Annotated in this window: 30 protein-coding genes; 11 read left to right on the forward strand and 19 right to left on the reverse strand. The window is 62.6% G+C overall.

The annotated features are described in order from the left end of the window. Positions 1–3 precede the first annotated feature (3 nt). From rnhA to NN662_RS14405, 6 genes are all read right to left on the reverse strand, one after another. On the reverse strand, positions 4–444 hold the full coding sequence (gene rnhA, locus NN662_RS14380) for a ribonuclease HI (protein ID WP_261930920.1): 441 nt from the start codon (positions 442–444) through the stop codon (positions 4–6). Next, positions 444–1,409, reverse strand: a complete 966-nt coding sequence (locus NN662_RS14385) for a homoserine kinase (RefSeq protein ID WP_261930921.1) — start codon at positions 1,407–1,409, stop codon at positions 444–446. The genes rnhA and NN662_RS14385 overlap by 1 nt, the downstream gene beginning before the upstream one ends. Before the next feature lie 152 nt (positions 1,410–1,561). Next, positions 1,562–2,554 carry a 4-hydroxy-3-methylbut-2-enyl diphosphate reductase gene (gene ispH / locus NN662_RS14390; RefSeq protein WP_261931981.1) on the reverse strand — a complete coding sequence of 331 codons (993 nt, stop codon included), beginning with the start codon at positions 2,552–2,554 and terminating at the stop codon, positions 1,562–1,564. 11 nt (positions 2,555–2,565) lie between these two features. Next, positions 2,566–2,931 carry a DUF1304 domain-containing protein gene (locus NN662_RS14395; RefSeq protein WP_261930922.1) on the reverse strand — a complete coding sequence of 122 codons (366 nt, stop codon included), beginning with the start codon at positions 2,929–2,931 and terminating at the stop codon, positions 2,566–2,568. Further along, a complete protein-coding gene (locus NN662_RS14400) occupies positions 2,928–3,653 on the reverse strand; it encodes an SURF1 family protein (protein WP_261930923.1) in 726 nt (241 codons plus the stop codon). Before NN662_RS14400 ends, NN662_RS14395 begins: the two co-directional genes overlap by 4 nt. Before the next feature lie 16 nt (positions 3,654–3,669). Continuing rightward, positions 3,670–4,071: a DUF983 domain-containing protein gene (locus NN662_RS14405; protein WP_261930924.1), complete on the reverse strand. Its 402-nt coding sequence runs from the start codon at positions 4,069–4,071 to the stop codon at positions 3,670–3,672. A gap of 91 nt (positions 4,072–4,162) precedes the next feature. Here NN662_RS14405 and NN662_RS14410 point away from each other — a divergent pair, with 91 nt between their 5' ends. Beyond that, positions 4,163–4,807, forward strand: a complete 645-nt coding sequence (locus NN662_RS14410; RefSeq protein ID WP_261930925.1) for a phosphotransferase-like protein — start codon at positions 4,163–4,165, stop codon at positions 4,805–4,807. Here NN662_RS14410 and NN662_RS14415 read toward each other — a convergent pair. The 7 genes from NN662_RS14415 to coxB all read right to left on the reverse strand — a co-directional run bounded on the left by NN662_RS14415 (position 4,794) and on the right by coxB (position 10,463). Beyond that, the gene (locus tag NN662_RS14415; RefSeq protein ID WP_261930926.1) at positions 4,794–5,078 is read right to left on the reverse strand and encodes a GNAT family N-acetyltransferase; all 285 of its coding nucleotides are present in this window, start codon (positions 5,076–5,078) and stop codon (positions 4,794–4,796) included. The genes NN662_RS14410 and NN662_RS14415 overlap by 14 nt on opposite strands. Before the next feature lie 65 nt (positions 5,079–5,143). Continuing rightward, on the reverse strand, positions 5,144–6,022 hold the full coding sequence (locus NN662_RS14420; protein ID WP_261930927.1) for a cytochrome c oxidase subunit 3: 879 nt from the start codon (positions 6,020–6,022) through the stop codon (positions 5,144–5,146). A 65-nt stretch (positions 6,023–6,087) separates the two neighbouring features. Beyond that, entirely contained in the window at positions 6,088–6,723 is a 636-nt protein-coding gene (locus NN662_RS14425) for a cytochrome c oxidase assembly protein (protein ID WP_410010937.1), read from the reverse strand. Between the two features lies 1 nt (position 6,724). Next, a complete protein-coding gene (locus NN662_RS14430) occupies positions 6,725–6,862 on the reverse strand; it encodes a hypothetical protein (protein ID WP_261930929.1) in 138 nt (45 codons plus the stop codon). Continuing rightward, positions 6,862–7,818: a heme o synthase gene (locus NN662_RS14435; RefSeq protein WP_261930930.1), complete on the reverse strand. Its 957-nt coding sequence runs from the start codon at positions 7,816–7,818 to the stop codon at positions 6,862–6,864. The genes NN662_RS14430 and NN662_RS14435 overlap by 1 nt, the downstream gene beginning before the upstream one ends. A gap of 78 nt (positions 7,819–7,896) precedes the next feature. After that, positions 7,897–9,564 (reverse strand): cytochrome c oxidase subunit I, encoded by a 1,668-nt coding sequence (gene ctaD / locus NN662_RS14440; protein ID WP_261930931.1) that lies wholly within the window; start codon positions 9,562–9,564, stop codon positions 7,897–7,899. A 14-nt stretch (positions 9,565–9,578) separates the two neighbouring features. Next, positions 9,579–10,463 carry a cytochrome c oxidase subunit II gene (gene coxB / locus NN662_RS14445; RefSeq protein WP_261930932.1) on the reverse strand — a complete coding sequence of 295 codons (885 nt, stop codon included), beginning with the start codon at positions 10,461–10,463 and terminating at the stop codon, positions 9,579–9,581. Positions 10,464–10,940: 477 nt separating this feature from the next. Between coxB and NN662_RS14450 the strand changes: the two genes are divergently transcribed. The 3 genes from NN662_RS14450 to NN662_RS14460 all read left to right on the forward strand — a co-directional run bounded on the left by NN662_RS14450 (position 10,941) and on the right by NN662_RS14460 (position 13,390). After that, positions 10,941–11,483 (forward strand): invasion associated locus B family protein, encoded by a 543-nt coding sequence (locus tag NN662_RS14450; RefSeq protein ID WP_261930933.1) that lies wholly within the window; start codon positions 10,941–10,943, stop codon positions 11,481–11,483. Between the two features lie 72 nt (positions 11,484–11,555). Then, on the forward strand, positions 11,556–12,971 hold the full coding sequence (gene tldD / locus NN662_RS14455) for a metalloprotease TldD (RefSeq protein WP_261930934.1): 1,416 nt from the start codon (positions 11,556–11,558) through the stop codon (positions 12,969–12,971). Then, positions 12,968–13,390: a bleomycin resistance protein gene (locus NN662_RS14460; protein WP_261930935.1), complete on the forward strand. Its 423-nt coding sequence runs from the start codon at positions 12,968–12,970 to the stop codon at positions 13,388–13,390. The genes tldD and NN662_RS14460 overlap by 4 nt, the downstream gene beginning before the upstream one ends. Before the next feature lie 7 nt (positions 13,391–13,397). On the opposite strand, the gene NN662_RS14465 is transcribed toward NN662_RS14460, so the two are convergent. Next, on the reverse strand, positions 13,398–14,159 hold the full coding sequence (locus NN662_RS14465; RefSeq protein ID WP_261930936.1) for an SDR family NAD(P)-dependent oxidoreductase: 762 nt from the start codon (positions 14,157–14,159) through the stop codon (positions 13,398–13,400). Positions 14,160–14,321: 162 nt separating this feature from the next. Between NN662_RS14465 and NN662_RS14470 the strand changes: the two genes are divergently transcribed. Further along, the gene (locus tag NN662_RS14470; RefSeq protein WP_261930937.1) at positions 14,322–15,365 is read left to right on the forward strand and encodes a polysaccharide deacetylase family protein; all 1,044 of its coding nucleotides are present in this window, start codon (positions 14,322–14,324) and stop codon (positions 15,363–15,365) included. A gap of 32 nt (positions 15,366–15,397) precedes the next feature. On the opposite strand, the gene pdxH is transcribed toward NN662_RS14470, so the two are convergent. After that, positions 15,398–16,018, reverse strand: a complete 621-nt coding sequence (pdxH, locus tag NN662_RS14475) for a pyridoxamine 5'-phosphate oxidase (protein WP_261931982.1) — start codon at positions 16,016–16,018, stop codon at positions 15,398–15,400. Positions 16,019–16,143: 125 nt separating this feature from the next. Between pdxH and NN662_RS14480 the strand changes: the two genes are divergently transcribed. From NN662_RS14480 to NN662_RS14495, 4 genes are all read left to right on the forward strand, one after another. Then, entirely contained in the window at positions 16,144–16,527 is a 384-nt protein-coding gene (locus NN662_RS14480; RefSeq protein ID WP_261930938.1) for an RT0821/Lpp0805 family surface protein, read from the forward strand. A 181-nt stretch (positions 16,528–16,708) separates the two neighbouring features. After that, positions 16,709–17,830 carry a DnaJ domain-containing protein gene (locus tag NN662_RS14485; RefSeq protein WP_261930939.1) on the forward strand — a complete coding sequence of 374 codons (1,122 nt, stop codon included), beginning with the start codon at positions 16,709–16,711 and terminating at the stop codon, positions 17,828–17,830. Between the two features lie 154 nt (positions 17,831–17,984). Further along, positions 17,985–18,803: an enoyl-ACP reductase FabI gene (gene fabI, locus NN662_RS14490; protein ID WP_261930940.1), complete on the forward strand. Its 819-nt coding sequence runs from the start codon at positions 17,985–17,987 to the stop codon at positions 18,801–18,803. A gap of 87 nt (positions 18,804–18,890) precedes the next feature. Beyond that, the gene (locus tag NN662_RS14495) at positions 18,891–19,514 is read left to right on the forward strand and encodes a histidine phosphatase family protein (protein ID WP_261930941.1); all 624 of its coding nucleotides are present in this window, start codon (positions 18,891–18,893) and stop codon (positions 19,512–19,514) included. Between the two features lie 105 nt (positions 19,515–19,619). Here NN662_RS14495 and NN662_RS14500 read toward each other — a convergent pair whose 3' ends face one another. Further along, positions 19,620–19,904, reverse strand: coding sequence for a DUF1344 domain-containing protein (locus NN662_RS14500; protein ID WP_410010938.1), 285 nt, complete (start codon positions 19,902–19,904; stop codon positions 19,620–19,622). Between the two features lie 273 nt (positions 19,905–20,177). Between NN662_RS14500 and aroC the strand changes: the two genes are divergently transcribed. Further along, the gene (aroC, locus tag NN662_RS14505) at positions 20,178–21,275 is read left to right on the forward strand and encodes a chorismate synthase (RefSeq protein WP_261930942.1); all 1,098 of its coding nucleotides are present in this window, start codon (positions 20,178–20,180) and stop codon (positions 21,273–21,275) included. A gap of 10 nt (positions 21,276–21,285) precedes the next feature. Then, positions 21,286–22,377, forward strand: coding sequence for a 3,4-dihydroxy-2-butanone-4-phosphate synthase (gene ribB, locus NN662_RS14510; RefSeq protein ID WP_261930943.1), 1,092 nt, complete (start codon positions 21,286–21,288; stop codon positions 22,375–22,377). A gap of 4 nt (positions 22,378–22,381) precedes the next feature. Here ribB and NN662_RS14515 read toward each other — a convergent pair whose 3' ends face one another. The 3 genes from NN662_RS14515 to NN662_RS14525 form a co-directional block, all read right to left on the reverse strand. Further along, positions 22,382–23,164 (reverse strand): gamma-glutamyl-gamma-aminobutyrate hydrolase family protein, encoded by a 783-nt coding sequence (locus NN662_RS14515; RefSeq protein WP_261930944.1) that lies wholly within the window; start codon positions 23,162–23,164, stop codon positions 22,382–22,384. 124 nt (positions 23,165–23,288) lie between these two features. Beyond that, the gene (locus NN662_RS14520) at positions 23,289–24,482 is read right to left on the reverse strand and encodes a winged helix-turn-helix domain-containing protein (RefSeq protein WP_261930945.1); all 1,194 of its coding nucleotides are present in this window, start codon (positions 24,480–24,482) and stop codon (positions 23,289–23,291) included. A gap of 68 nt (positions 24,483–24,550) precedes the next feature. Beyond that, positions 24,551–25,012 carry a DUF1284 domain-containing protein gene (locus tag NN662_RS14525; RefSeq protein WP_261930946.1) on the reverse strand — a complete coding sequence of 154 codons (462 nt, stop codon included), beginning with the start codon at positions 25,010–25,012 and terminating at the stop codon, positions 24,551–24,553. Positions 25,013–25,057 lie beyond the last annotated feature (45 nt).

Consider the following 25,057-nt stretch of genomic DNA (forward strand, 5'->3'; position numbering starts at 1 on the left):
GGCCTAGCGGCGCTTGAAGGGCTCCATGCCCATGCGGGCGAGCTCGTCGGCGCGCTCGTTTTCCGGATGGCCGGCGTGGCCCTTGACCCAGTGCCATTTGACCTTGTGGCGCTGGTTGGCGGCATCGAGCTGCTGCCAGAGTTCGCCGTTCTTGACCGGCTTCTTGTCGGCGGTCTTCCAGCCGTTCTTCTTCCAGCCGAAGATCCACTTGGAAATGCCGTCCATGACGTATTTGCTGTCGGTATAGAGATCGACCTCGCAGGCGCTCTTCAGGGCGGAGAGCGCCGAGATCGCCGCCAAGAGCTCCATGCGGTTGTTGGTCGTTTCCGCCTCGCCGCCCGACAGTTCCTTTTCGGTTTCGCCATAGCGCAGGATGGCGCCCCAGCCGCCCGGGCCCGGATTGCCCGAGCAGGCTCCGTCGGTGAAGATATCGACATGTTTCATCAGCGTGTCAGTCCGTATTCGGCGGCAGAGCGGATCTGGCGGTGGAAGCGCAGCTTCTTCAGATATTCGAGCGGATCCTTCTTGACGACCAGAGCTCCGGCCGGCGTCGTCAGCCAGTCATAAAGACGGGTGAGGAAGAAGCGCAGCGCCGACCCGCGGGCGAGGATCGGCAGGGCAGCGGCTTCCGCGTCGGAAAGCGGCCGCACGCTCTCATAGCCCTGCAGTAGGGCCATGCCCTTGGTGACGTTGAACGAGCCGTCCTTCTCGAAGCACCAGGCATTGAGGCAGATGGCGACGTCGTAGACGAGCAGGTCGTTGCAGGCGAAGTAGAAGTCGATCAGACCGGACAGCCTGTCGCCGAGAAAGAAGACATTGTCCTGGAAGAGGTCGGCATGGATGACGCCCGTCGGCAGGTCCTTCGGCCAATTGGCCTCGAGGTCGTCGAGTTCGGCCGGGATTTCCGCGCCAAGCCCCTCCTCGACCTCGTCCGCTCGGGCGGCCGACTTCTCCCAGAGCGGGCGCCAGCCGGAGAGCGACAGCGCATTCTCGCGGCGGATCTCGAAGCCTTCGCCGGCGACATGCATTTCCGCCAGCGCCCGGCCGACCTCGCGGCAATGGCGCGCCTCCGGCTTCCGCAGCCACATGCCTTCCAGGAAGGAGATCAGCGCAGCGGGTCGGCCAGAGAGCTCGCCCAGAAGCTCGCCGTCCTTGCGCGGCAGCGGCAGCGGGCAATTCAGGCCACCCTCGTAGAGATGATGCATCAGCCCGAGGAAGAACGGCAGGTCGTTCCTGTCTACGCGCTTTTCGTAGAGCGTCAGGATCAGCGGATCCTTCGAGGTGTGCAGCAGGAAATTGGAATTCTCGACGCCCTCCGCGATGCCCTTGTAAGACAAGAGCTCGCCGACATCATAGGCAGCGAGGAACTGCCGGAGGTCATCCTCGGAAATATCGGTGTAGACGGCCAAGGGCGGGTTTCCTGCGGTGCGCGGAGGTGGAAATCTTGTGAATGCGTCGAGGCATTTACTGCAGCAAAATGACGGATGAAATCAACCGGCAATTCGCCTTTCCCGTCCGAGAAACAAAGATACTGGCAAGTCTCAAATGATGAGACAATCCCTCAGCCGTTCACCCAGGCCATGTCCTGATGGGTGAGTTCGATCTCGCGAAGTTCGCGGTTGACGAGGAAGTGCTCGTTTTCTTCCGCCGTAATCGCAAGGTCGACCTTGGCGTCGAAGCGTTCGCGGAAGGCTTCTATGATCTCGTTGACGATCACCTCCGGCGCGGAGGCGCCGGCCGACAGGCCCACCGTGCGGATGTCGCCTATGCTATCCCAGTCGATCTCGGAGGCGCGCTGGACGAGGATGGAGCGCGAGGCGCCGGCCTTCAGCGCGACCTCGACGAGGCGCTTGGAATTCGACGAATTCGGCGCGCCGACGACGATGAAGAGATCGCAGCCGGGCGCGGCCTCCTTGACGGCTTCCTGACGGTTGGTCGTGGCGTAGCAGATCGAATCGGCCGCCGGCGCCGTCAGGTTCGGAAAGCGCTCGGCGAGCTTGGCGATGACGCCGGCGGTGTCGTCGACCGAAAGCGTCGTCTGGGTGACATAGCCGAGATTGTCGGGATCGGCCGGCTGATAGGCCTCGGCATCCTCGACGGTCTCGATCAGCGACACGGAGCCCTGCGGCAACTGCCCCATGGTGCCGATGACTTCCGGATGGCCGGCATGGCCGATCAGCACGACGTGGCGGCCGAGCCGTTGGTGGCGCATGGCCTGCTTGTGGACCTTGGAGACGAGCGGGCACGTGGCGTCGAGGTAGAAGAGATTGCGGGCCTCGGCATCGGCGGGCACGGACTTCGGAACGCCATGGGCGGAGAAGACGACCGGCTGCTCGCGGTGCTCGGCGGGGATCTCGTCGAGCTCCTCGACGAAGATCGCGCCCTTGGCCTCCAGCCCCTCGACGACATAGCGGTTGTGGACGATCTCGTGGCGGACATAGACGGGCGCGCCATAGGCCTTCAGCGCCAGGACGACGATCTGGATCGCCCGGTCGACGCCGGCGCAGAAGCCGCGCGGGCCGCACAGCCTGATTGTCAGTTCGGGTTTCGCCATCGCCACGTCGTCTATCCTGCAGAAAGAACACAAATTGCCGCGACAAGGGCCGGCAATCCCTGAATGAACAGGATCCGGCGGTTGGCGCTTACCGCGCCATATAGGGCGGCGACGAAGACGCAGCCAAGGAAAAACAGCTTCAGCTGGTAAGAAAAGTCGGGATTGGGGTGGACGAGCGCCCAGATGAGGCCGGCGGCGAGAAAGCCGTTATAGAGCCCCTGATTGGCGGCCATGACCTTCGTCGCCTCGGCCTGTTCCGGCCGCATGCGGAAGGCTTTCAGCCCCTGCGGCTTCGTCCAGAGAAACATTTCCAGGACCAGAATGTAGACGTGCAGCAGCGCCACGAGCGCCACCAGAACGGATGCAAGCAGGCTCATGTCTCTTCCTTTTCGGACTTGCGCTTGCCGTCGAAAAAACGGATTGCGGTGACGACCACCAGCACGGCGGCGAGACCATACCAGGTGAAGGCATATTGCAGGTGGTCGTTCGGCAGATCGACCTGCGTGACGCCGCCGACCGGCAGGCCGCCGGGATTGGGCGTTGCATCCGCATCGACGAACAGCGGCAGGACCTTCGACGCATCGAGGCCCGTGCTCGCCACCATCGCATCCAGATCCTTCCAGTAGAAGATATCCTTGGCGATATCGTTGTCCGGCACCATCATCGAAGGCTTTTCGGCAAGCTTGGTGCGCGCCAGGCCGGTGACGGTCTGCACGCCCTGCAACTCGCCTTCGGGGCGCTTGGCGGGGTCCTTCAGGTCGTAGGGCACGAAGCCGCGATTGACGAAGACGATGCGGCCATCGGCCATCGTCAGCGGCGTGTAGACATAGAAGCCGCTGGCGCCGTCATGGGTGGCGAAGAAGTGGCGCTCGCGGCTGTTGTCGAAGGTGCCGGTCAGCGTCACCGTCCGGTATTCGATGTCCTCGCCGTCCTTCGCCATCGTCTCGATCGCATCGATCGAGACCGGCGGGGCATGGCGGCGCGATTCGATGTCGGAAAGCAGGCCTTCCTTCCAGTGCAGTCTCTGCACCTGCCAGGTTCCGAGCGAGAGCAGGATGGCGAGCGCGAGCAGCAGCAAGACCGCGGCTACCGGCCTCACCCGTTTTCCAGCGATATCAACCACGGTCGATGCGGCCCTCGGCGGCCTTGTGCTTGTATTGCAGGGAGATCAGAACGCCCTTCAGGGCCCGCAAGAGATAGAGCGAGAGGCCGATGGTCAGCGGAACCCACAGCAGCAGATGAACCCAGAACGGCGGGTTGTAGGTGACCTGCATCCACAGGGCCAGACCGACCACGACGAAGCCGACGATCAGGATCACGAACACCGCCGGCCCGTCGCCCGCATCGGCAAAGGAATAGTCGAGACCGCAGCTGGCGCAACGCGGCTTGACGGAGAGCAAGCCTTGAAACAGCTTGCCCTGGCCGCAGCGCGGGCAGCAGCCCTGCAGCCCGGTCTTGATGGGATCGACCGGCGCAAAATGCGCGGTGTCTTCGTGCTCGTTCAAGTTATCGCTCATGCCTGTTTCCTCGCGCCATCATTCTTCCTTAGGATATCCGCAATTGGCAGGCAAATTTTTCCCTCGACCCCGCAGAAAGATGGAGTGACGAATGAAAAAGCATGAGCCTCTTGGACAGATCATCATCCTCAACGGCGCCCCCAGATCCGGCAAGACGTCGATCGCCCGAGCGATCCAGACCCACTGGGACGGCATCTGGATGAACATCGGCGTCGACGGCCACATGCACATGCTGCCGGAGCGTCTGCGTCCCGGGATCGGGCTTCGCCCCGGAGGGGAGCGGCCCGATCTGGAAGAGCATCTGCCGTCGCTCTACGGCGCCTGGTTCGAATCGATCGCCGCCCACAGCCGCCGCGGCATCAACGTCGTCGCCGACTTCGGCATTCATGACGGTCATGCGGGATCGCTGCACCTGATGGAAAATGGCCTCAAGCTTTTGGAGGGGCTGCCGCATCTCGTCGTCTGCGTCACCTGCCCGCTTGCCGACATCATGAAGCGGCGCGCAGCCGACAGCGACCCTTCGCATCACTATGTCAAGGCCAGCGCCGACGATCCGGTGCCGCTGCCCGTCGCGCGGTGGCAGGAGTATATCCGCCGCGCCGCCGACTACGACCTGACGCTCGATACCAGCGTGCTGACCCCACTCGAATGCGCCGCCATCATCGAGGACCGGCTGCAGGGCGTGGCGGTCACGCCGACGCTTGGCCTCGCGCAGATGCGCGCTAGCGGCCGCTGATCACATCATTCCATTCGGGGTGGCGGGCAAGCTGCGCCTTGAAGAACGGGCAGAGCGGGATGATCTTCCAGCCCCCTGCCCGCGCCTCTTCGACCGCATGGACGGCCAGCGCCTGGCCCACGCCCTTGCCACGAAGCGCGTCCGGAATGCCGGTATGGTCGATGATGATCAGGTGGGCGGACGCCCGCGAATAGGTCATCTCGCCTTCATGCCCTTCGACCGTGGCGACGTAACGTCCGCCCGACTGGCCCTTGTCTTCGCGAATATCCATTGCATTTCCTTCAAAAGAAAAAGGCGGCGGTGATTTCACCGCCGCCCGAATGTATCAGCGCCCGATCAGCCGTGCGCGAGTGGTGCGCCCCAGCCGCCCCAGATGTAGACGGCGAAGAACAGGAACAGCCAGACCACGTCGACGAAGTGCCAGTACCAGGCAGCCGCCTCGAAGCCGAAATGCTGCTTTGCCGTGAAGTCGCCACCCATGGCACGGAACAAGCATACCAGGAGGAAGATGGTACCGACCAGAACGTGGAAACCGTGGAAGCCGGTCGCCATGAAGAAGGTCGCGCCGTAGATCGATTCCTTGAATGCGAACGGAGCGTGCATGTACTCGTAGGCCTGGACGCAGGAGAACAGGACGCCGAGCAGGACTGTGAGCGTCAGGCCGGAGATCAGGCCCTTGCGGTCGTTGTGCAGCAGCGCGTGGTGCGCCCAGGTGACCGTGGTGCCGGACAGAAGCAGGATAACCGTGTTGTAGAGCGGCAGGTGCCAGGGATCGAGAACCTCGATGCCCTTCGGCGGCCACTGACCGCCGGTGAACTCGACGCGGGCGGCCTGGATGGCCTCGGCCGGGAACAGGCTGGCGTCGAAGAAGGCCCAGAACCATGCCACGAAGAACATGACTTCTGACGCGATGAACATGATCATGCCATAACGCAGATGCATCGAAACGACGCGGGTATGCGCACCCTCATGCGCTTCCTTGATCGTGTCGGCCCACCAGGCGAACATGGTGTAAAGCGTCAGCAGAAGGCCGATGAAGAACAGCCACGGATTGGCGAGTTCCGCACCGAACAGCTTGATCGAACCGCCGTTCAGGTAGCGCATGTAGCACACGCCGCCGAAGGTCAGGATGAAGGCACCCACGGAAGCCAGGAACGGCCACGGACTTGGGTCGATGATGTGGTAGTCGTGATTTTTCTGATGCGCATCGGCCATATCAGCTATCCCCGAATGTCAAACTTTCCTCTCGAGACGACCGCCGAAGCGGCATCCCATTCCCACTACAGTTGCGCTGCGTCCTGTTTCCCGCCCTTGACCGGTGCCTTCGAAGCAACCGGCTTTTCCCTCTCGTGCGGGTACATTGTGTAAGACAGCGTAAGCGTTCCGATGTCCTTTGTCTCGACCTCGTTGACAATATCGGGGTCGATGTAGAAGACGACGGGCATTTCCAGCGTTTCACCCGGCTCAAGCGTGGTCTCGGTGAAACAGAAACATTCTACCTTGTTGAAATAAGCACCGGCCGCCTGTGGCGTGACGTTGAACGTCGCCTGGCCGGTCTGCTCTTTCCCGGAATTGTTGGTCGCGATGAAGCGCACCTCGACCGTCTCGCCGATTTTCGGATCGACCGAGCGCTGCACGGGCTTGAACGACCAGTCGAGACCCGGCGCCATGTTGGCGTCGAAGGTGACCTTCATGCGCCGCTCGAGAACGCGATCGGCATATTGCTGCTCGACGCGCTTGGTGGTGCCGCCATAGCCGGTGACCTGGCAGAAGATCTTGTAGAGCGGCACGGCGGCATAGCTCATGCCGATCATGCCGAACACGAAAGTCAGGCAGACGGCGACGACCGCGCCGTTGTTGCGGGGCTTCCTTGCCGCCGGTGCCTTGTTCGTCTCCTCAGCCACATCGTCCTCCATATTACTGCGCGCCGCCGGCGATCTTAACGACCGTCACGACATAGAACAGAATGACCAGACCGCCGAGAACGAGGCCGAGCGCGATGTTGCGGCCGCGGCGCGACTTCTTCTGCTTTTCGTTGAGTTCGACGGTTTCCATCACAGGAGACCTCCCTGCGTCAGCCCGTAGGCGATTGCCAGGTGGTCGACCATCAGTGCCAGGAAGATGACGAAGAGATACATGATCGAGAAGGCGAAGAGCTTCTTGGCCGGCAGCATGCGCTCGTCGCCGTCCGCCATCCGCAGCACGCCGGCGGCATACCAGACGAAGGCCAGGCCGAGACAGAGCGAGGCAGCACCGTACCAGACGCTCGACAGGCCGATGACGACAGGCACGACGCCGGTCAGCGCCGTCAGCACCGCGTAAAGCGCGATCTGCCGCTTGGTCGTCGCCTCGCCGGAGACGTTCGGCAGCATCGGCACGCCGACGGCGCCGTAATCGCGCATCTTGAAGAGCGCGAGCGCCCAGAAATGCGCCGGGGTCCAGAGGAAGATGATCAGAAAGAGAACGATGCTCTCGATCGAAACGCCGCCGGTCACGCAGGCCCAGCCGATCATCGGCGGGAAAGCGCCGGCGGCTCCGCCGATGACGATGTTCTGCGGCGTCGAGCGCTTCAGCCACATCGTGTAGACGACAGCGTAGAAGAAAATGGTGAAGGCCAGCAGGCCGGCCGAGATCCAGTTGACGGCGAGGCCAAGAATGGCGACCGAGAAGGCCGACAGCGTGATGCCGAAGGCGAGCGCCTCTTCCGGCATGACCTTGCCGGCCGGAATGGGACGGGTGGCGGTGCGGCTCATGACGGCGTCGATGTCCGCGTCATACCACATGTTGAGCGCGCCGGACGCACCGGCGCCGACCGCGATGCACAGGATGGCGATCAGGCCGATCGCCGGATTGATGTGGCCGGGCGCAAGCACCAGGCCGGCAAGCGCCGTGAACACGACGAGCGACATCACCCGCGGCTTCAGAAGCGCGAAGTAATCGCCGGCACTGGCCTCGGACAGGCGGACGCCCGCTTCCGTTGCTACACCGTCGTGATGATCCATGACACTCATTGCGAATTCCGCATTCAATCTGACAGGACGGGCCGCCCATAACAGCGGGCGGCCCAATTTCGTTCCTGCTACCGAAGCTTACTTGATCTTCGGAAGCTGTTCCCACTGGTGGAACGGCGGCGGCGAAGACAGCTGCCATTCCAGCGTGGTGGCACCCTCGCCCCACGGATTGTCGCCGGCAACGCGCTTCTTGGAGAAGGCTTCCCAGACCGTGAAGAGGAAGATCAGGACACCGACGGCCGAGATGTAGGAGCCGTAGGACGAAATACGGTTCCAGTCGGCGAAGGCATCCGGATAGTCGATGTAGCGGCGCGGCATGCCCGCAAGACCCAGGAAGTGCTGCGGGAAGAAGATCAGGTTCACGCCAACGAACATGACCCAGAAATGCAGCTTGCCGAGCGTTTCCGAATACATGTAGCCGGTCATCTTCGGGAACCAGTAGTACCAGGCCGCAAAGATCGCGAACACGGCGCCGAGCGACAGAACGTAGTGGAAGTGAGCCACCACGTAGTAGGTGTCGTGCAGCGAGCGGTCGAGACCGGCATTGGCCAGCTGAACGCCCGTGACACCGCCGACGGTGAACAGGAAGATGAAGCCGATCGCCCAGATCATCGGGGTGCGGAACTGGATGGAACCGCCCCACATCGTGGCAATCCACGAGAAGATCTTCACGCCGGTCGGAACCGCGATGACCATCGTGGCGAACACGAAGTAGCGCTGCGTGTCGAGCGACAGGCCGACCGTGTACATGTGGTGCGCCCAGACGATGAAGCCGACGGCGCCGATCGCGACCATGGCGTAGGCCATGCCGAGATAACCGAACACCGGCTTCTTCGAGAAGGTCGAGATGATGTGGCTGATGATGCCGAAGCCGGGCAGGATCAGGATGTACACTTCCGGGTGACCGAAGAACCAGAACAGGTGCTGGAACAGGATCGGGTCACCGCCGCCTTCCGGAGCGAAGAAGGTCGTGCCGAAGTTGCGGTCGGTCAAAAGCATGGTGATGCCACCCGCCAGAACCGGCAGCGACAGAAGCAGCAGGAATGCGGTGATCAGAACGGACCAGGCAAACAGCGGCATCTTGTGCAGCGTCATGCCCGGCGCGCGCATGTTCAGGATCGTGGTGATGAAATTGATCGCTCCCAGGATCGACGACGCACCGGCAATGTGGAGCGAGAAGATCGCGAGGTCGACTGCCGGACCCGGCTGACCTGTGGTCGACAGCGGCGGGTAGATGGTCCAGCCGCCACCGACACCCCATGCGCCCGGCGCGCTGTCGACGAACATCGAGAGCACGAGCAGCAGGAAGGCCGGAACGATCAGCCAGAAGGAGATGTTGTTCATGCGCGGGAAGGCCATGTCCGGCGCACCGATCATGATCGGCACCATCCAGTTGGCGAAACCGCCGATCATCGCCGGCATGACCATGAAGAAGATCATGATCAGGGCGTGGGCGGTGGTGAACATGTTGTACATGCTCTTGCCCGCATCGATGGCGGAGTCGCCGTCGACGCCATACATCATGGATGCAAGGCCGTGGAAAATCTGGATGCCCGGCTCCTGCAGCTCCATGCGCATGAAGACGGACAGCGTTCCGCCGACGATGCCGGCGAAGATCGCGAAGATCAGATAGAGCGTTCCGATATCCTTGTGGTTCGTCGAGAAGAACCAGCGGGTAAAGAAGCTCGGCTTGTGATCGTGGTGATCGGTATGGGCGACGTGTTCGCCAGCGGCAGGTCCAGCCATTGTCCTCACTCCCCTCAGTTCGAAACGTTGTCAGCGACGTCGACGGTCTTCACACCATCGACAGCGGCCATAAGGTCTTTGTTCGCCTTGTCGAGGTCGTTAGCAGCCTCGGCGAGCCAGGCATTGTACTTGTCTTCGGACACGACGCGAATACCGATCGGCATGAACGCATGGTCCTTGCCGCAGAGTTCGGAACACTGGCCGTAGAACATGCCTTCGCGCTCAGCCTTGAACCAGGTCTCATTGAGACGGCCCGGAACGGCGTCGACCTTGATGCCGAAGGACGGCATGGCGAACGAATGGATCACGTCGGTCGGAGCAGCGGTGACGAGGACGCGCACGGTCTTGTTGACCGGCAGAACCAGCTCGTTGTCGACAGCCAGGAGACGCGGATAGGCCTTCAGGTCTTCCTTGCCGGCGGCGGCGCGGTCGCCGTCCTTCAGCATGTAGGAATCGAAGGAGACCGGATTGTCCATCTCGTATTCGTAGTTCCACTGCCACTGCGTGGCGGTCGCCTTGACGGTGATGTCCGGATTGGCCGGCATCACGAGTTCCGACGACAGCAGGTTGAACGACGGAATGGCGAGGAAAAGAAGGATAACCACCGGACCGACGGTCCAGATGACCTCGATCGCCGTGTTGTGGCTCGTCTTCGACGGCACCGGATTGGCGCTCTCGCGGAACTTGACGGCGACGATGATCAGCAGCAGCAGAACCAGAAGCGTGATCGGAACGATGAACCACAGCGTGTACTGCTCGAACCAACGAATTTCATGCATGACCGGCGTGGCGGCCGGCTGCAGACCCATCTGCCACGGCGCCGGCTGGTCAGCAAAGCCAGCAGAAGCAAAGAGCAGACAGGCCAGACCGGCCAACGCTGCAAAAGCCCTCTTTGTCACAATTAAATCTCCCCTCAGCGTTTGACCTAAGTCAAACAGAAAAAACAGAATCCTGCTATTCGTGTTGCTTAAAATCACAGTTTCCCGCTGGCTGCAACACCTGCGCCGATATGCCGGTGCGGCATATTCACGCAAAACCGCTTGCGGACCTTTTCTTTTCCCCAAAACCCTCCTAGAGCAGCAAGTCGGCCTTCCGGAAAGTCGAAGGCAACGGCATGCGGGAGCGTCCACAATCCGGCTCCATTCTAATGGTCTGCCCGCCCGCGTCAAAGAGATTTGCTTGCGCGCGACAATCATGCCAAGGTTTTTGCGGCCACTTTGTCCGGGGCATGCCGTGCGGCGCAATTTTGCCTGCATTGCCTTGAATATGCGGCTCCAGATGCAACGTCTGCAGGCAGGCGCGGCGACTCGGGCTTTCCATTTGGAGGCGAAGGCTTCAAGAATGGCCTGACTGATTCGAATGCTAGAGGGTTTTTGATGGGTCTCATCTCCCGGTCGTGCGTGGCTCTGTCCACCGCTTTGCTCGCCACTGCGCTCCTCGCCGCCCAGCCGGCGTCCGCCCAACAGTCGGGAACCGTCAAGGCGACCTACGGCGCCTGGTCGGTGCTCTGCGACAAGCCCGCCGGCGCGCAGGCCGAACAGTGCGTTCTGATGCAGAACGTGCTGGCCGAAGACAGGCCCGAGATCGGGCTGTCCGTCGCTATCCTGAAGACGGCCGACCGCAAGTCGAAAATCCTGCGCGTGCTGGCGCCGCTCGGCGTGCTCTTGAGCCCCTTCGAGCCCTATCGCGGCGGCCTCGGCCTGACGATCGACGACAAGTATATCGGCCGCACCGAGTTTGTCCGCTGCTTCTCCGACGGCTGTTACGCCGAGGTGAACCTGGACGAAGATCTCCTGAAGGTGCTGCGCAACGGCAAGACCGCCGTCTTCTCCGTCAAGGAATCGATCGACGAGGAAAACGGCATCGGCATCCCTGTCGATCTCAAGGGCTTCGGCGAAGGCTACGACAATCTGCCCTGAGGGCGTTGCCTTGCTCTTACCGCTGTCGCGTCCTAAATGCGTGTGCAAACACCAATTGCGGAGCTTCAGCCCATGAATGACGATCTACTCACCCTGTTCGACGCAGACGAAGCAGAGGTTCGCGCCGTCATCGCCGATGCGCTGAAGCATGCCGACGACGGCGAGCTCTACATCGAGCACGCCCAGGCGGAATCGCTTTCCTTCGACAATGGCCGCCTCAAGGGCGGCAGCTTCAACACCGACCAGGGCTTCGGCCTGCGCGCGGTTGCCGGCGAGGCCGTCGGCTTCGCGCATGCGGGCGACCTGTCGGTTGCGGCGCTGAAACGTGCGGCCGACGCGGTCGGCGCGGTGACGCGCGGCTATTCCGGCACTTACGCCGCCGCCCCGCAGCGGACCAACAAGAAGCTTTACGGCGACGAGAACCCGATCGGCCAGCCGACCTTCGAGGAGAAGGTGAAGCTGTTGCAGGATATCGACGCCTATCTGCGCGCCAAGGATCCGAAGGTCCGCCAGGTGACGGCGTCCGTCTCCGCCAGCTGGCAGGTGGTCGACATCCTGCGCGCCGATGGCCACCGGGTGCGCGACATCCGGCCGATGACCCGCCTCAACATTTCCGTCGTCACCGGCGACGGCGACCGGCAGGAATCGGGCTCCTTCGGCCAGGGCGGCCGGGTGGGCTTCACCGAGTTCCTGACGGAAGAGAACTGGCAGTACGGCGCCGACGAGGCGCTGCGCCAGGCGCTCGTCAATCTTGACGCCATCGAGGCGCCGGCCGGCACCATGGATGTGGTGCTCGGCAATGGCTGGCCGGGCGTCATGCTGCACGAGGCCGTCGGCCACGGGCTGGAAGGCGACTTCAACCGCAAGAAGACGTCCGCCTTCGCCGGGCTGATGGGCGAGATGGTCGCAGCGCCGGGCGTCACCGTCGTCGACGACGGCACGATCGAGAACCGCCGCGGTTCGATCAGCATCGACGACGAAGGCACGCCGTCGGCCTACAACGTCCTGATCGAGAACGGCAGGCTCGTCGGCTACATGCAGGACCGCCAGAACGCCCGACTGATGGGCATGAAGCCGACCGGCAACGGCCGCCGGCAGGGCTATTCCTCCGTGCCGATGCCGCGCATGACCAATACCTACATGCTGTCTGGCGACAAGACGCCGGAAGAGATCATCTCCTCGGTCAAGAAGGGCCTCTATGCCGTCTCCTTCGGCGGCGGCCAGGTGGACATCACCTCCGGCAAGTTCGTCTTCGGCTGCACCGAGGCCTACATGATCGAAGACGGCAAGATCGGCGCGCCGGTCAAGGGCGCCATGCTGATCGGCAATGGTCCGCAGGCGATGAAGCGCGTCTCGATGATCGGCAACGACATGTCGCTCGACACCGGCATCGGCAATTGCGGCAAGGGCGGCCAGTGGGTGCCGGTCGGCGTCGGCCAGCCGCACCTCAGGATGGATCAGGTGACGGTCGGCGGCACCAGGACGTGAGCGGCAACAACGCGCTCATTCCCGAGCTTGCGGTGACAAACTGCGCCGCAAGCCTATCCTTCTACTGCGATCTTTTGGGCTTTGCCGTGGTTTACGAGCGCCCAGAGGAAGGTTTCGCCTTCCTTGCCAAGGGCGATGCGCAACTGATGATCGACGAAATCGGCAAGGGCCGCACCTTCGAACCTGCGCCCTTCATTGCGCCGCTCGGCCGCGGCGTCAATTTCCAGATTCTCGTGACAGACCTGACGGCAATCCTGGAAAGGCTGCGGCTGGCAGGTGTGGAGCTTTTCCTGCCGCTGGAAGAAAAGTGGTATCGACGCAACGATCATGAGGTCGGCAACCGCCAGTTCATTGTCGCCGATCCTGATGGCTATCTGCTGCGCCTGTTCGAGGAATGTGGCGAGCGACCTGCCTCCTGACATCGCCTCAGGCGCTGAGGAAGCCGCCGTCTGCCGCCAGGATGTGGCCGACCACGTAGGAAGCCTCGTCGGAGGACAACCAGACGACCGCCTCGGCCGCCTCCTCCGGCGTTCCCATGCGCCGCAAGGGCAAATTCGCCGCCACCGTATCGAGATCGACACCCGAGCCGCGCATCATCTCGGTCAACACCCGGCCCGGCGCAAAGCCATTGATGCGGACCCCTTTCGGCGCCCACTCCATCGCCGCCGAGCGGGTCATCGAAATCACGGCAGCCTTGGAAGCGGCATAGAGCGCGAAGCCCGGATTGGGATTGCGGATGCCGCTGACGGAGGCGTTTATGACGACCGAAGCGCCCGGTCGCCCGGCCATGACAGGCAGCTGATACTTCAGGCAAAGGAAAACGGAGCGGACATTGGTGTCGAAGACCTGTGCATAGGTCTGGCTGTCCTGCTCTTCCAGCGGTGCGCGCTTTTCCTGGAATGCGGCATTGTTGAAGACGACGTCGAGAACGGAAAACCGGTCGAGCGTCGCCTCGACGAGGCCGCGTATGTCATCCTCGACGGTCACGTCGGTGCGGATGAACGCACTGCGAGCGCCGCGCTGGCGACACGCCTCGGCGGCCGCCTCACCCTCTTCCGGCCTGCGGCCGGCAATCACCACTGCATCGGCCCCTTCCGAGGCGAGCTGAAGGGCCGTGGCGAGGCCAATACCGCTGCCACCGCCGGTCACAAGGCAGACACGGCCGGCCATTCTTTGACGAAGCGCCATGAGCGATCCCCTGCTTTCCTTTGCAAAAACCGTTCTGGTCGTCCCAGGACGGCACCGCCGCATGAAACATGCTTAAGACTTTATCCATATAGTGGCATTCTATTTCAATTGCGCTGCAGGCCGCAGCCTATAGTTTATTGCGGATGCAGGCGGGGGATAGCCTTGTTCACGATCATCAGGAACAGCGCCAAGCGGGCGATCAAGCGCGCGGCCATTACAGGCGGGCTGGAGGCGGCAGCCCTTGCCGCGCGTCTGGGAGCGCGTGTTCGCGCCCGCGGCGCGATCTTCACGCTGCATCATGTGCGGCCGAAGACCGAGCAGGGCTTCAATCCGAACGCGCATCTCGACATCACCCCCGACTTTCTCGCCGATGCCATCGACCGGCTGCGCCAGGAGGGTTTCGACTTCGTCCGCCTCGACGAGGTTCCCGCCCTTCTCGCCGACGGCAATCGGCGGAGGCCCTTCGCCGCCTTCACGCTGGATGACGGGTACCGCGACAACGCCCAGTATGCCCTGCCGGTGTTCGAGGACGCCGATGTTCCCCTCACCGTCTTCGTGACCAAGGGTTTTGCCGAGCGGCGCCAGACGATCTGGTGGGAGACCGCGGCGGCCATGCTGCAATATGCCGACCGGCTGCAGTTCGATTTCGGCAAGGGCCGGGAGACGCTGGAAATCAGGACGGTCGCCGGCAAGATGGCGGCGTTCAAGCGGCTGGAGGACGCGGCGTTCCTGGAGAACGAAGCTGCATTCGTGCGCAAGATCGACCAGGCGGCGCGCGCGCTCAATGTTCATCCGCAATCCATCGTCCATGACGAGACGATGGATGCCTACGAGCTCAAGCGCTTCGCCGCTCATCCGCTCGTCAGCCTCGGCGCCCACACCGTTACGCATCCGGCGCTGGCCCTGCTCGACGAGGAGGCGGCGCGCGGCGAAATGATCGAATCCGCCGACTATGTGGAAAAGATCACCGGCATCCGGCCGACGTCCATTGCCTATCCCTACGGCTTTGCGAAGGCCGTGTCGGCCCGCGAACACAGGCTGGCGGCGGAAGCGGGCTTCTCGCTTGCCGTCACCACGTCGCCGGGCCTGCTGCGCGGCAAGGGGCGGGACAATCTCTTCGCCCTGCCCCGCATTTCGCTGAACGGCCACTACCAGAAGCCGCGCTATGTTTCGGCGCTGGCCTCGGGCCTTCCGTTCCTGATCTGACGATCAGCCGGCCTTCATCCGCACCAAAACCGTCAGGGATACATCCGCGTCTTGGTCCAGCCACCCTCCGGGGTCTCGCGGGCAAACTCGATGCGGTCGTGCAGGCGGAACTTGCGGTCATGCCAGAACTCGATCGAAACGGGACGGATGCGGAAGCCGGACCAATAAGGCGGGCGCGGAATGTCGCCGATGGCGTAGCGCGCCGTGTATTCGGCGACCGACTTCTCCAGCGCGAAGCGGCCTTCCAGCGGACGCGACTGCTTGGATGCCCAGGCACCGATTCGGCTGCCGCGCGGGCGGGATGCGAAATATTCGTCCGCCTCGGCATCGGTCACGACCTCGATCGGACCGCGAATGCGCACCTGACGGCGTAGGGATTTCCAGTGAAAACACATGGCGGCCTTTTTCTGGCCAAGAAGTTCCTGCCCTTTCCGGCTTTCGCAATTCGTATAGAAGACGAAGCCGTTGGTATCAAACCCCTTCAGCAAGACCATGCGGACATTGGGCATGCCGTCGGCATCGACCGTCGCCAGCGCGACGGCGTTCGGATCGTTGATTTCGGAGGCCTGCGCATCCTTCAACCAGCTGTCGAACAATTCGACAGGATGTTCAGCCTCGGTAAAGTCACCGCTTGTTAACTCATCGTGCGACATATTGATTAAAATGCCTCTTTTTCCGGTTCTGTAGCGCGTAGGTAACAGGTTTCGTTTTGATTCATCCAGCACGACCATCTTTCAAGAAAACAGGCCGGATTGGCAAATCCGTTCTGCTTCTGGTGATGGCGGCCGCTCCGGTCGTTCTATCCGGTTGCTTCGGTGCTGGACAGGATTATCTCACCAGCGCGGCGACGGACTCGTCAATCAACACGCGCTCGATCAGCGATGTGCGCGCCAAGACGGTCAATTCCGACGAGACGACGGTCAGCAATGCCGTCACGTCTGCGGACCTCGGCAAGCTCGGCAACGATCCGCTGCCCTGGGCAAACACGGCCACCGGCAGCTCCGGCGTCGTGACCTCGATTGCCGAACAGATGGCCGAGGGCATGACCTGCCGGCAGTTCACGACGACGCGCCATTCCTATTCCGGCATCGCCAAATTTTCCGGGCTTGCCTGCCTTGGCAGCGACGGCAATTGGAACGTGCTGCGCTTCGAACAGCTGTAAGCCGTCCGAATTTCACGCATCCGTTCAAATTTTCCCGATTTCCTTCAGGCGAACGTAACGACTGATTAGCGAGTCTTTGCGCATAATCGCTGTTCACAATTTTGCCGTGGCCCCAAAGCACCGGCCAGAGGTTTCATTTGCGCCTGGGAAAGACAGGCCGTCCACGAGCGGGTTCAAAAGAATGCGCGACCCTTACGCAGTGCTTGGCGTCGACAGCAATGCCAGCGAACAAGAGATCAAGTCGGCCTGGCGGTCGGCCGCCAAGGCGTTTCACCCCGATCGCAATCGCGACAATCCCGATGCGGCCTCGCAGTTTGCCGAACTCGGCAAGGCCTACGACATGCTGAAAAACCCGGCGAAGCGCGATCTGCTCGATCAGGCGCGCGGCGCGCGCCAAGGCAAGGACGGCGAAGCGACCTTCATGCAGAAGCGTGAAGAGGCACGCGCCGCAGCGGCCAGACGCGAGGCGGAAAGGCAGGCGCGCGAGGCCGAGGAAATGGCTGAAATCGCAAGGCAAGCCAATACCGCCGCGCGCGCGGCCCAATCTGCAACAGCGGCCAGCACCGGCGCTCCATCAGGAGCTAGTTCTGCCACCCCAAAGGCCAGCTCGACCGGCAAGAGTGAAAGCCAGCCCGGCAAGCCGTCCGACGCCGCCTCGCCAGACGTCGAAGACCTGCCGGAAGCCGGTGCGGAAACCGGTACCACGAGCGCATCCGCCAACAGGCTGAAGCTGCAGGCCGCCGAACTGCTGGTCTCCTTCTATCGCCGGATCACCGGCTATCGACCGCCGCCGGAACAGGCGCCCGACTATTATGTGGACACGGAAGTCACCATCGGCGACCTGCTTGCCGGCCGCTGGACCACCGTCACCACGCCGGACGAGCGCGAGGTCGGCTTCTACCTCACGCCCGGCATGACCGAGGGCCATGTCGTCGAACTGAAGGGCCATGGTTCGCGGCTGACAGGCATGCGCAACGGCGACCTGTTCGTCACGCTCCGTGTCGCCCGCGACATCGCCTTTTCCGTCGACAGGTTCGACATCCACACAATTCTGCCGATCTCCCTGGAAGATGCGGTGCTCGGCCTGAAAACCGAAGTGGAGGGGCCGCTGGGGTCCGTTCCGGTCACGGTGGAACCCTGGTCCGGCTCGGAAAAAACCATCCGGATTTCCGGCCACGGCCTGAAGACCGAGGATGGCGGGTACGGCGATTTCGTCGTGGGGTTGCGCATTTTTCTCGGCGAGAAGCCGGATGAAAAGGTCACCGACCTGATGCGCGTCATGCGTCAGGGCCTGTATCTCTAGCCAGACATGTCCTCCAAGACCCCGGCAACCGGCCAACCGCCGGTGGCGCACTGTTTGTTACGGTTCCTAACAGTTCCTGATCTCGGGGAAGCTTGAACCGCCCGTCACGCTATGCCATAGGCAAATTCGCAATTCTTGATCTTGGGAGCATAGCATGGCTGAAGTAACCGGCCTCATGAGCGGCAAACGCGGCGTCATCATGGGTGTGGCCAACAATCGATCCATCGCCTGGGGCATTGCCAAGGCCTGTGCGGATGCCGGTGCGGATCTGGCGCTGACCTGGCAGGGCGACGCCCTGAAGAAGCGAGTCGAACCGCTGGCGCAAGAGCTTGGCGCTGTCATGGCCGGCCATTGTGACGTGACCGACCTTGCCTCCATTGACGCCGTCTTCGAGACGCTGGAAAAGGAATGGGGCAAGATCGATTTCGTCGTCCACGCCATCGCGTTTTCCGACAAGGACGAACTGACCGGCCGTTACATCGAGACGAGCCGCGAAAACTTCGCCCGGACCATGGACATCTCCGTCTATTCGCTGACCGCCGTCGCCAAGCGCGCCGAGCGGATCATGAACGATGGCGGCTCGATCGTCACCCTCACCTATTACGGCGCCGAAAAGGTGATGCCGCACTATAACGTCATGGGCGTGGCCAAGGCCGCACTCGAGGCGAGCGTGCGCTACCTCGCCGTCGACATGGGCGACCGCGGCATCCGCGTCAACGCGATCTCGGCCGGCCCGATCAAGACGCTGGCCGCTTCCGGCATCGGCGACTTCCGCTACATCCTGAAGTGGAACGAGTACAACGCGCCGCTGAAGCGCACGGTCTCGATCGACGAGGTCGGCAATTCCGCGCTCTACCTCCTGTCGGACCTGTCGACCGGCGTCACCGGCGAAGTCCACCATTGCGACTCCGGTTACCATACGATCGGCATGAAGTCGGTGGATGCTCCGGATATCAGCGTCGCGAAGGACTGAGACCTTCAAGACAGACAAAAAGAGCGGAGCCGGTTGGCTCCGTTCGCATTTCAAGCGCCGATTTCATTTCTTTTCGAGGCTGATTTCTTGATCATCTACGTCGTTCGCCATGGCCAGACGGACTGGAACGCCGAACTGCGCATGCAGGGTCAGAAGGATATTCCGCTCAACGACAAGGGCCGCGCCCAGGCCCGCGGCAATGGACGTGCCCTGAAGGACATTCTGGGGGATGACGCGCCAAGCTTCGACTTTGTCTCCAGTCCGCTCGGCCGCACTCGCGAGACCATGGAGCTGCTCCGGACGGAGATGGGGCTGAACCCGCATGCCTACCGGACCGACGAGAGGCTGGTAGAGGTTTCCTTCGGCGATTGGGAAGGCTCTACGCTGCGGGAACTCCAGGAGAAAGCCCCCGACAGGGTTGCCGCCCGCGCGGACAATAAATGGGACTTCATCCCGCCGGGCGATCACGCCGAAAGCTACGAAATCCTGTCGTGGCGCATCGGCTCCTGGCTGCAATCGGTCAACCTTCCGACGGTATGCGTCTGCCATGGCGGCGTGATCCGGACGCTGTTCCGCCTGATCGCCAGCACGGACAAGGAAGAAGCCGCCACGATGGGCGTGCCGCAGGACCGTATCCTCAGGATCGTTATGCGCCAGAACGTCATCGAGTGGATAGGCGGGACGTCCCCGTCGCTCCGCGCCCCCTTCTAGGCCCATATCAAACCGGCCAAAAAAATACGGCCGCCACGGATTTCCGCGGGGCCGTTGCAATTGTCAGGGGCTGAACAAATGTCCTGTATATAAGGATATAGGCGCCTATTGCTCGATTTCCAGATCATCGACGACACGCTTGCCGTCAACGACCGTGTAGAACACGGTGACCTTCACGCCGGCGGCCAGTCCGTCGAAGTCGAATTCGGACGGCACCTGATAGGTCTTGCCGTCATCGAGCGCCAGGGTGAGGCCGGAGGTGTCGACCTTGGTGATCGTTGCCTCGACATCGGCGCTCTGCGCGAAAGAGGCGAGCGGAGACAGGAGGCTGGCGACAGCAATCAACGCAGCAAACAGATAATTCATGTGACGCCTTTCAGTCTTTATCATGTGCATCGTCCTTCGCTGGCCATGGAGCACGTCGAATGTGGCGGATTTTTTGCCCTTGCCGGGCGGATTTGCGACAGGATTGATGATCTTTTTTCCAGGGTTGGCAAGTGAAACTTTGGCGACCCTTTGGCGTGCACCCGAAAAAGGCCGTTGTCGCAAAGAGACGCTGCAAGGGAGCACAAAGGAATTTGCCTTGCGCCGTTTTTCCACTATGAGTGACCCGCCTTAGACAAACGGCCGTCACGGCAGCCGCCAAGCCTTACGGACAGAACCATGTCGCATAACACATTCGGTCATCTCTTCCGCGTCACCACCTGGGGTGAAAGCCACGGGCCGGCGCTCGGCTGCGTGGTCGACGGCTGCCCTCCGGGTATCCGCTTCACGCTTGCCGAACTGCAGGCCTGGCTCGACAAGCGCAAGCCCGGCCAGTCGCGGTTCGTGACGCAGCGGCGCGAGGACGATCTCGTGAAGGTGCTCTCGGGCGTCATGCTGGACGAAGACGGCGAGACGATGATTTCCACCGGCACGCCGATCTCGATGATGATCGAGAACACCGACCAGCGCTCCAAGGACTACGGCGAGATCGCCAAGCGCTATCGGCCCGGCCATGCCGATTTCACCTATGACGAAAAATACGGCATTCGCGACTATCGCGGCGGCGGCCGCTCTTCGGCCCGCGAAACGGCCGCCCGCGTGGCAGCCGGCGGCATCGCCCGCAAGGTGATCCCGGGCGTGACCATCCGCGGCGCCCTCGTCCAGATCGGCAAGCACAAGATCAACCGCGCCAACTGGGACTGGGATCAGGTCGGCGAGAACCCGTTCTTCGCACCTGATCCGGAGATCGTTCCGGTATGGGAAGAGTATCTCGACGGCATCCGCAAGGCGGGCTCCTCCGTCGGCGCCGTGGTGGAAGTGATCGCCGAGGGGGTTCCCGCCGGTCTAGGTGCACCGATCTACGGCAAGCTCGATCAGGACATCGCGTCCGGGCTGATGTCGATCAACGCCGTCAAGGGCGTGGAGATCGGCAACGGCTTCGAAGCCGCCGAGATCACCGGCGAGGAAAACGCCGACGAAATGCGCATGGGCAATGACGGCAAACCGATCTTCCTGTCGAACCATGCCGGCGGCATTCTCGGCGGCATTTCGACCGGCATGCCGGTCGTCGCCCGCTTCGCCATCAAGCCTACCTCGTCGATCCTGACCGAACGGCGGTCGATCGATTCCGACGGCAACAATGTCGACGTGCGCACCAAGGGCCGCCACGATCCGTGCGTCGGCATCCGCGCCGTGCCGATCGGCGAAGCGATGCTCGCCTGCATCATCGCCGACCATTATCTCAGGGACCGGGGCCAGACCGGCAAGACACGCTAGGACAGTTTCCATGGCATACGATCAGAAGCGCGTCGTCGACGCCATCCGCGCCTTCGAGGCGGGCGAAATCGTAGTCGTCACCGATGATGACGACCGCGAGAACGAAGGCGACCTGATCGTCGCCGCCGTCCACTGCACGCCGGAAAAGATGGCCTTCATCGTCCGCCACACGTCCGGGATCGTCTGCGCACCGATGCCGCGCGAGGAAGCCAAGCGGCTGAATCTCAACGCCATGGTGGCGGAAAACGACAGCGCCCACACGACCGCATTCACGGTGACCGTCGACTTCAAGCACGGCACGACCACCGGCATTTCGGCCGAAGACCGGACGCTGACGGTGCGCAATCTCGCAAATCCGAATGTCGGACCCGCCGATTTCGTCCGTCCCGGCCACATCTTCCCGCTGATCGCCCGCGAGGGCGGCGTGCTGATGCGCTCAGGCCATACGGAAGCGGCCGTCGACCTCTGCCGGCTCGCCGGCCTTCCGCCGGTCGGCGTGATCTGCGAGATGGTCAATGACGACGGCACCGTGATGCGCGGACCGCAGGTGGCAAGCTTTGCCAAGACGCACGGCCTGAAGCAGGTTTCGGTTGCCGACCTGATCGCCCATCGCCAGCGCAAGGAACGGCTGATCGAGGAGATCGCCTCCTTCGACATCGAAACCCCGGTCGGCCGCGCCAAGGCGCACACCTATTCCCTGCCCTGGGATCCGATGCAGCACATGGCCGTCGTCTTCGGCGATATCCGTGACGGCGCGGACATTCCGGTGCGCCTGCATCCGGAAAACGTCGCGACCGACGTCTTCGGCAAGGTGCCGGCGGTCCTGCCGCACATGCAGCGCATTGCCGCCGAAGGGCGTGGGGTCATCGTCTATCTGCGCGAAGGGTCTGTCGGCGTCGGCCATCACGACACCGGACGCAAGGGCCGCGAGAGCCATGAGACGGCACAGTCCCGGGAAAGCGAATGGCTGGAAATCGGCCTCGGCGCGCAGATCCTCAAGGATCTCGGCGTCGAATCGATCAAGCTTTTGAGCTCGCGCGAACGACACTATGTCGGTCTGGAAGGATTCGGCATCACGATCAGCGAGACGATCGTCTGCTGAGACCTCAGGCGGCGGCGACCGTGCCGTCCCTGTAGGCCCTGACGGCATCGCCGAAAGCATCGAACAGCGCGCGATTGACCGGATTGCGATCCGGATCGTATTCCGCATGCCACTGGACGCCGAGCGCGAAACCCTTGGCATCGCGGAAGCGGATCGCCTCGATCGTGCCGTCATCGGCAATGCCTTCGGCGACGATGCGGTCGCCGACAGCGAGAATGCCCTGCCCGTGCAGCGAGTTGACCCGGATCGTGTCACTGCCGAAAATGCGCGCGAACACGCCGCCCGTCTCGAGCTTGACCGAATGCCGGTCGGCGAAGACGACTTCGGGGTCCGGATGGATTTCGCCGGTCTCCAATCGTGGCATGCGATGGTTGATGCGGCCCGGCAATTCCCGGATCTCCGGATGCAGCGATCCCCCGCCGGCGACGTTCATTTCCTGAAAGCCGCGACAGATGCCGAAGAGCGGCACGCCGCGCTCGACGCAGGCGTCGATCAGCGGCAGAGCCACGGCGTCGCGCGCCTCGTCATAGGGCTCATGCTTTTCGCTGGGCTCGGTGTGGAAGCGGCTCGGATGGACGTTGGCACGCGCGCCAGTCAGAAGCACGCCGTCGACGACGGAGAGAAGATCATCGATATCGGTGAGCGCCGGATCGCCGGCAAACATCAGCGGCAGGGCGCCAAGCACTTCGGCGACCGCCTGCATGTTGCGCTCCCCGACCATCTGCACCGAGAAGCGGTCCTCCACACGAAAGGCATTTCCGATGATGCCGATCACGGGCTTTCTCATGAATATCCTGCCGTCCCTTGCCTTGAATATTGCAGCGCAATGCACATTCAACATTCCCATAAGGGGTTCGAAGGAGCAACCGGTTCATGATCAAAAATATTGATGAAGCGCAAGGCAGGCGCGATCAGCCCGCCATCCAGTCCGCATCGTAGCAAACCCGCTCGACGCCGGCGAAACGGGCGACGCGGGCGAGTTCGGCTTCCAGCTTTTCGAGGCGGCCCGCCGAGGCGCGCACCCTGGGTTCCAGCCACAGGCGGCGGACGTTCAGGTTTCCCTCCTTGCGGTCCGTCTTCATGTCGATCCGGCCAATCATCCGGTCGCCCTCCAGAAGCGGGAAGACATAGTAGCCGTATTCCCGCTTCGGCTCCGGCACGAAGACCTCGATGCGGTAGCGGAAGCCGAACAGGCGTTCGGCGCGGTTACGGTCGCGCAGCAGCGGATCGAAAGGGCTCAGGACACGGACACGGCCCGGTGGCTCCGGCCAGTCGTCCGGATGGGCGGAGAAGTCGATGAGGCAGTAGGAGCTGCGCGGCTTGCCGCCGTCCACCGTCTCGATCTCCACCTCGTCCAGTCGGTCGCGGTTTGCCGCAACCCAGCAGCGCGCTTCCTCCGGCGAGATCAGGTCCCAGAAGGCGGCAATCTCGCCATGGGTGGCGAAGCCAAGCCGCTCCAGCGCGCTCGTGCAGGCCCAGTCCACGAAATCCTCGTGCGAGACCTCGGCCTTGAGGATGTGGCCGGGGATGACCCGCTCGGTCAGGTCGTAGGCCTTCTGGAAATTCTCGCGATGGCAGATCGAAAGCTTGCCGGTGTGCCAGAGAAATTCCAGCGCCGTCTTCGACGGGTGCCATTCCCACCAGCCGCCGGACTTGTGGTCCTCGGCCTTCACCTCGCGGGCAAATATGGAGCCGCCGGCGGCAATCCGCTCGTAGGTTTCGTCGAACGCCTTGTCGAAATCCTTGCCCTGCCACTTGGCCCAGCGTTCGCGGATTCCCGCTTCACGGCGCCGGAAGCGATGCTTCCAGTAGGGAAAGAAGGCCGTCGGCAGGATGGAGGCGTCATGCGTCCAGTGCTCGAAGAGCGCCCTGTCCTTCTCCAGAAGCGCGCGCAGATGCTCGCGCTTGAAGGTCTGGTTGCGCGAAAACAGGATCTGGTCGTGGGCACGCGTCACGGTCTGGATGCTGTCGACCTGGACGAAACCGATATCGTGGATCAGCTGCAGCAGGTCATCCTTCGACATGGCGCGCGACGGCGCGGCCGAAAGACCCTGCTTTGCGAGGAAGATCCTGCGCGCGATCGAATTGGAAACCGGAATCGCCATGACCTATCCATGCACACGTTCCTGATTTGTTCAAGGGTGTTTCGTTCGCTGCTGATCCATGGCCCGGATTACGGTGATGGCTGCAGCAGCGTCCCGGTAAATCCGTCGGCGGCAATATCATCGCAAAACACCTTCCACCGGCAGTTGCTGCAGGCGGCCCGGATCGAACCTTCGGCAAAGGCCGAGCGCAGGCGGGCGGCGATATCCGGGGTGATGAAAAACTCGCCCGCCATTCCGTCCGGAAAGAACGGCTCGACCGCCTTGAGCGCCCGCTCGTCGATCATCATCGTCTCGGCCCGGAAGCAATCGTGATCGCAGGCGATGCGGTCGTCGGCGGAGAGCGCGCCGCAAATGTCGTCCGGCCCTATGACCAACCGGACCGGACGGCCGGAATTGATGGCGCCGGCAATGGCAGTCATGTTGTCGACGAAGCCCGGCGTATAGCCGTAACCCTTGTAGGTCAGCAGGCAGAGGAAATGATGTCCGCGAAGAGCGATGGCGGGGTGGTCGTCCACCGTTTTGCCAGCCACGTGATCCACCTACCCTTGCCTCTCGCTTCTCCGCTGCCGTGCGTT

The sequence above is a fragment of the Rhizobium sp. NRK18 genome, assembly GCF_024385575.1.
GTDB lineage: Bacteria > Pseudomonadota > Alphaproteobacteria > Rhizobiales > Rhizobiaceae > JANFMV01.

What these genes read in the sequence shown, in the direction of transcription:
- rnhA (WP_261930920.1), bottom strand. Translation starts at nt 444, where the DNA reads ATGAAACATGTCGATATCTTCACCGACGGAGCCTGCTCGGGCAATCCG.
- ispH (WP_261931981.1), bottom strand. Translation starts at nt 2,554, where the DNA reads ATGGCGAAACCCGAACTGACAATCAGGCTGTGCGGCCCGCGCGGCTTC.
- NN662_RS14395 (WP_261930922.1), bottom strand. Translation starts at nt 2,931, where the DNA reads ATGAGCCTGCTTGCATCCGTTCTGGTGGCGCTCGTGGCGCTGCTGCAC.
- NN662_RS14405 (WP_261930924.1), bottom strand. Translation starts at nt 4,071, where the DNA reads ATGAGCGATAACTTGAACGAGCACGAAGACACCGCGCATTTTGCGCCG.
- NN662_RS14410 (WP_261930925.1), top strand. Translation starts at nt 4,163, where the DNA reads ATGAAAAAGCATGAGCCTCTTGGACAGATCATCATCCTCAACGGCGCC.
- NN662_RS14415 (WP_261930926.1), bottom strand. Translation starts at nt 5,078, where the DNA reads ATGGATATTCGCGAAGACAAGGGCCAGTCGGGCGGACGTTACGTCGCC.
- NN662_RS14420 (WP_261930927.1), bottom strand. Translation starts at nt 6,022, where the DNA reads ATGGCCGATGCGCATCAGAAAAATCACGACTACCACATCATCGACCCA.
- NN662_RS14425 (WP_410010937.1), bottom strand. Translation starts at nt 6,723, where the DNA reads ATGGAGGACGATGTGGCTGAGGAGACGAACAAGGCACCGGCGGCAAGG.
- NN662_RS14430 (WP_261930929.1), bottom strand. Translation starts at nt 6,862, where the DNA reads ATGGAAACCGTCGAACTCAACGAAAAGCAGAAGAAGTCGCGCCGCGGC.
- NN662_RS14435 (WP_261930930.1), bottom strand. Translation starts at nt 7,818, where the DNA reads ATGAGTGTCATGGATCATCACGACGGTGTAGCAACGGAAGCGGGCGTC.
- ctaD (WP_261930931.1), bottom strand. Translation starts at nt 9,564, where the DNA reads ATGGCTGGACCTGCCGCTGGCGAACACGTCGCCCATACCGATCACCAC.
- NN662_RS14450 (WP_261930933.1), top strand. Translation starts at nt 10,941, where the DNA reads ATGGGTCTCATCTCCCGGTCGTGCGTGGCTCTGTCCACCGCTTTGCTC.
- tldD (WP_261930934.1), top strand. Translation starts at nt 11,556, where the DNA reads ATGAATGACGATCTACTCACCCTGTTCGACGCAGACGAAGCAGAGGTT.
- NN662_RS14465 (WP_261930936.1), bottom strand. Translation starts at nt 14,159, where the DNA reads ATGGCGCTTCGTCAAAGAATGGCCGGCCGTGTCTGCCTTGTGACCGGC.
- pdxH (WP_261931982.1), bottom strand. Translation starts at nt 16,018, where the DNA reads ATGTCGCACGATGAGTTAACAAGCGGTGACTTTACCGAGGCTGAACAT.
- NN662_RS14480 (WP_261930938.1), top strand. Translation starts at nt 16,144, where the DNA reads ATGGCGGCCGCTCCGGTCGTTCTATCCGGTTGCTTCGGTGCTGGACAG.
- NN662_RS14485 (WP_261930939.1), top strand. Translation starts at nt 16,709, where the DNA reads ATGCGCGACCCTTACGCAGTGCTTGGCGTCGACAGCAATGCCAGCGAA.
- fabI (WP_261930940.1), top strand. Translation starts at nt 17,985, where the DNA reads ATGGCTGAAGTAACCGGCCTCATGAGCGGCAAACGCGGCGTCATCATG.
- NN662_RS14500 (WP_410010938.1), bottom strand. Translation starts at nt 19,904, where the DNA reads ATGATAAAGACTGAAAGGCGTCACATGAATTATCTGTTTGCTGCGTTG.
- aroC (WP_261930942.1), top strand. Translation starts at nt 20,178, where the DNA reads ATGTCGCATAACACATTCGGTCATCTCTTCCGCGTCACCACCTGGGGT.
- ribB (WP_261930943.1), top strand. Translation starts at nt 21,286, where the DNA reads ATGGCATACGATCAGAAGCGCGTCGTCGACGCCATCCGCGCCTTCGAG.
- NN662_RS14515 (WP_261930944.1), bottom strand. Translation starts at nt 23,164, where the DNA reads ATGAGAAAGCCCGTGATCGGCATCATCGGAAATGCCTTTCGTGTGGAG.
- NN662_RS14520 (WP_261930945.1), bottom strand. Translation starts at nt 24,482, where the DNA reads ATGGCGATTCCGGTTTCCAATTCGATCGCGCGCAGGATCTTCCTCGCA.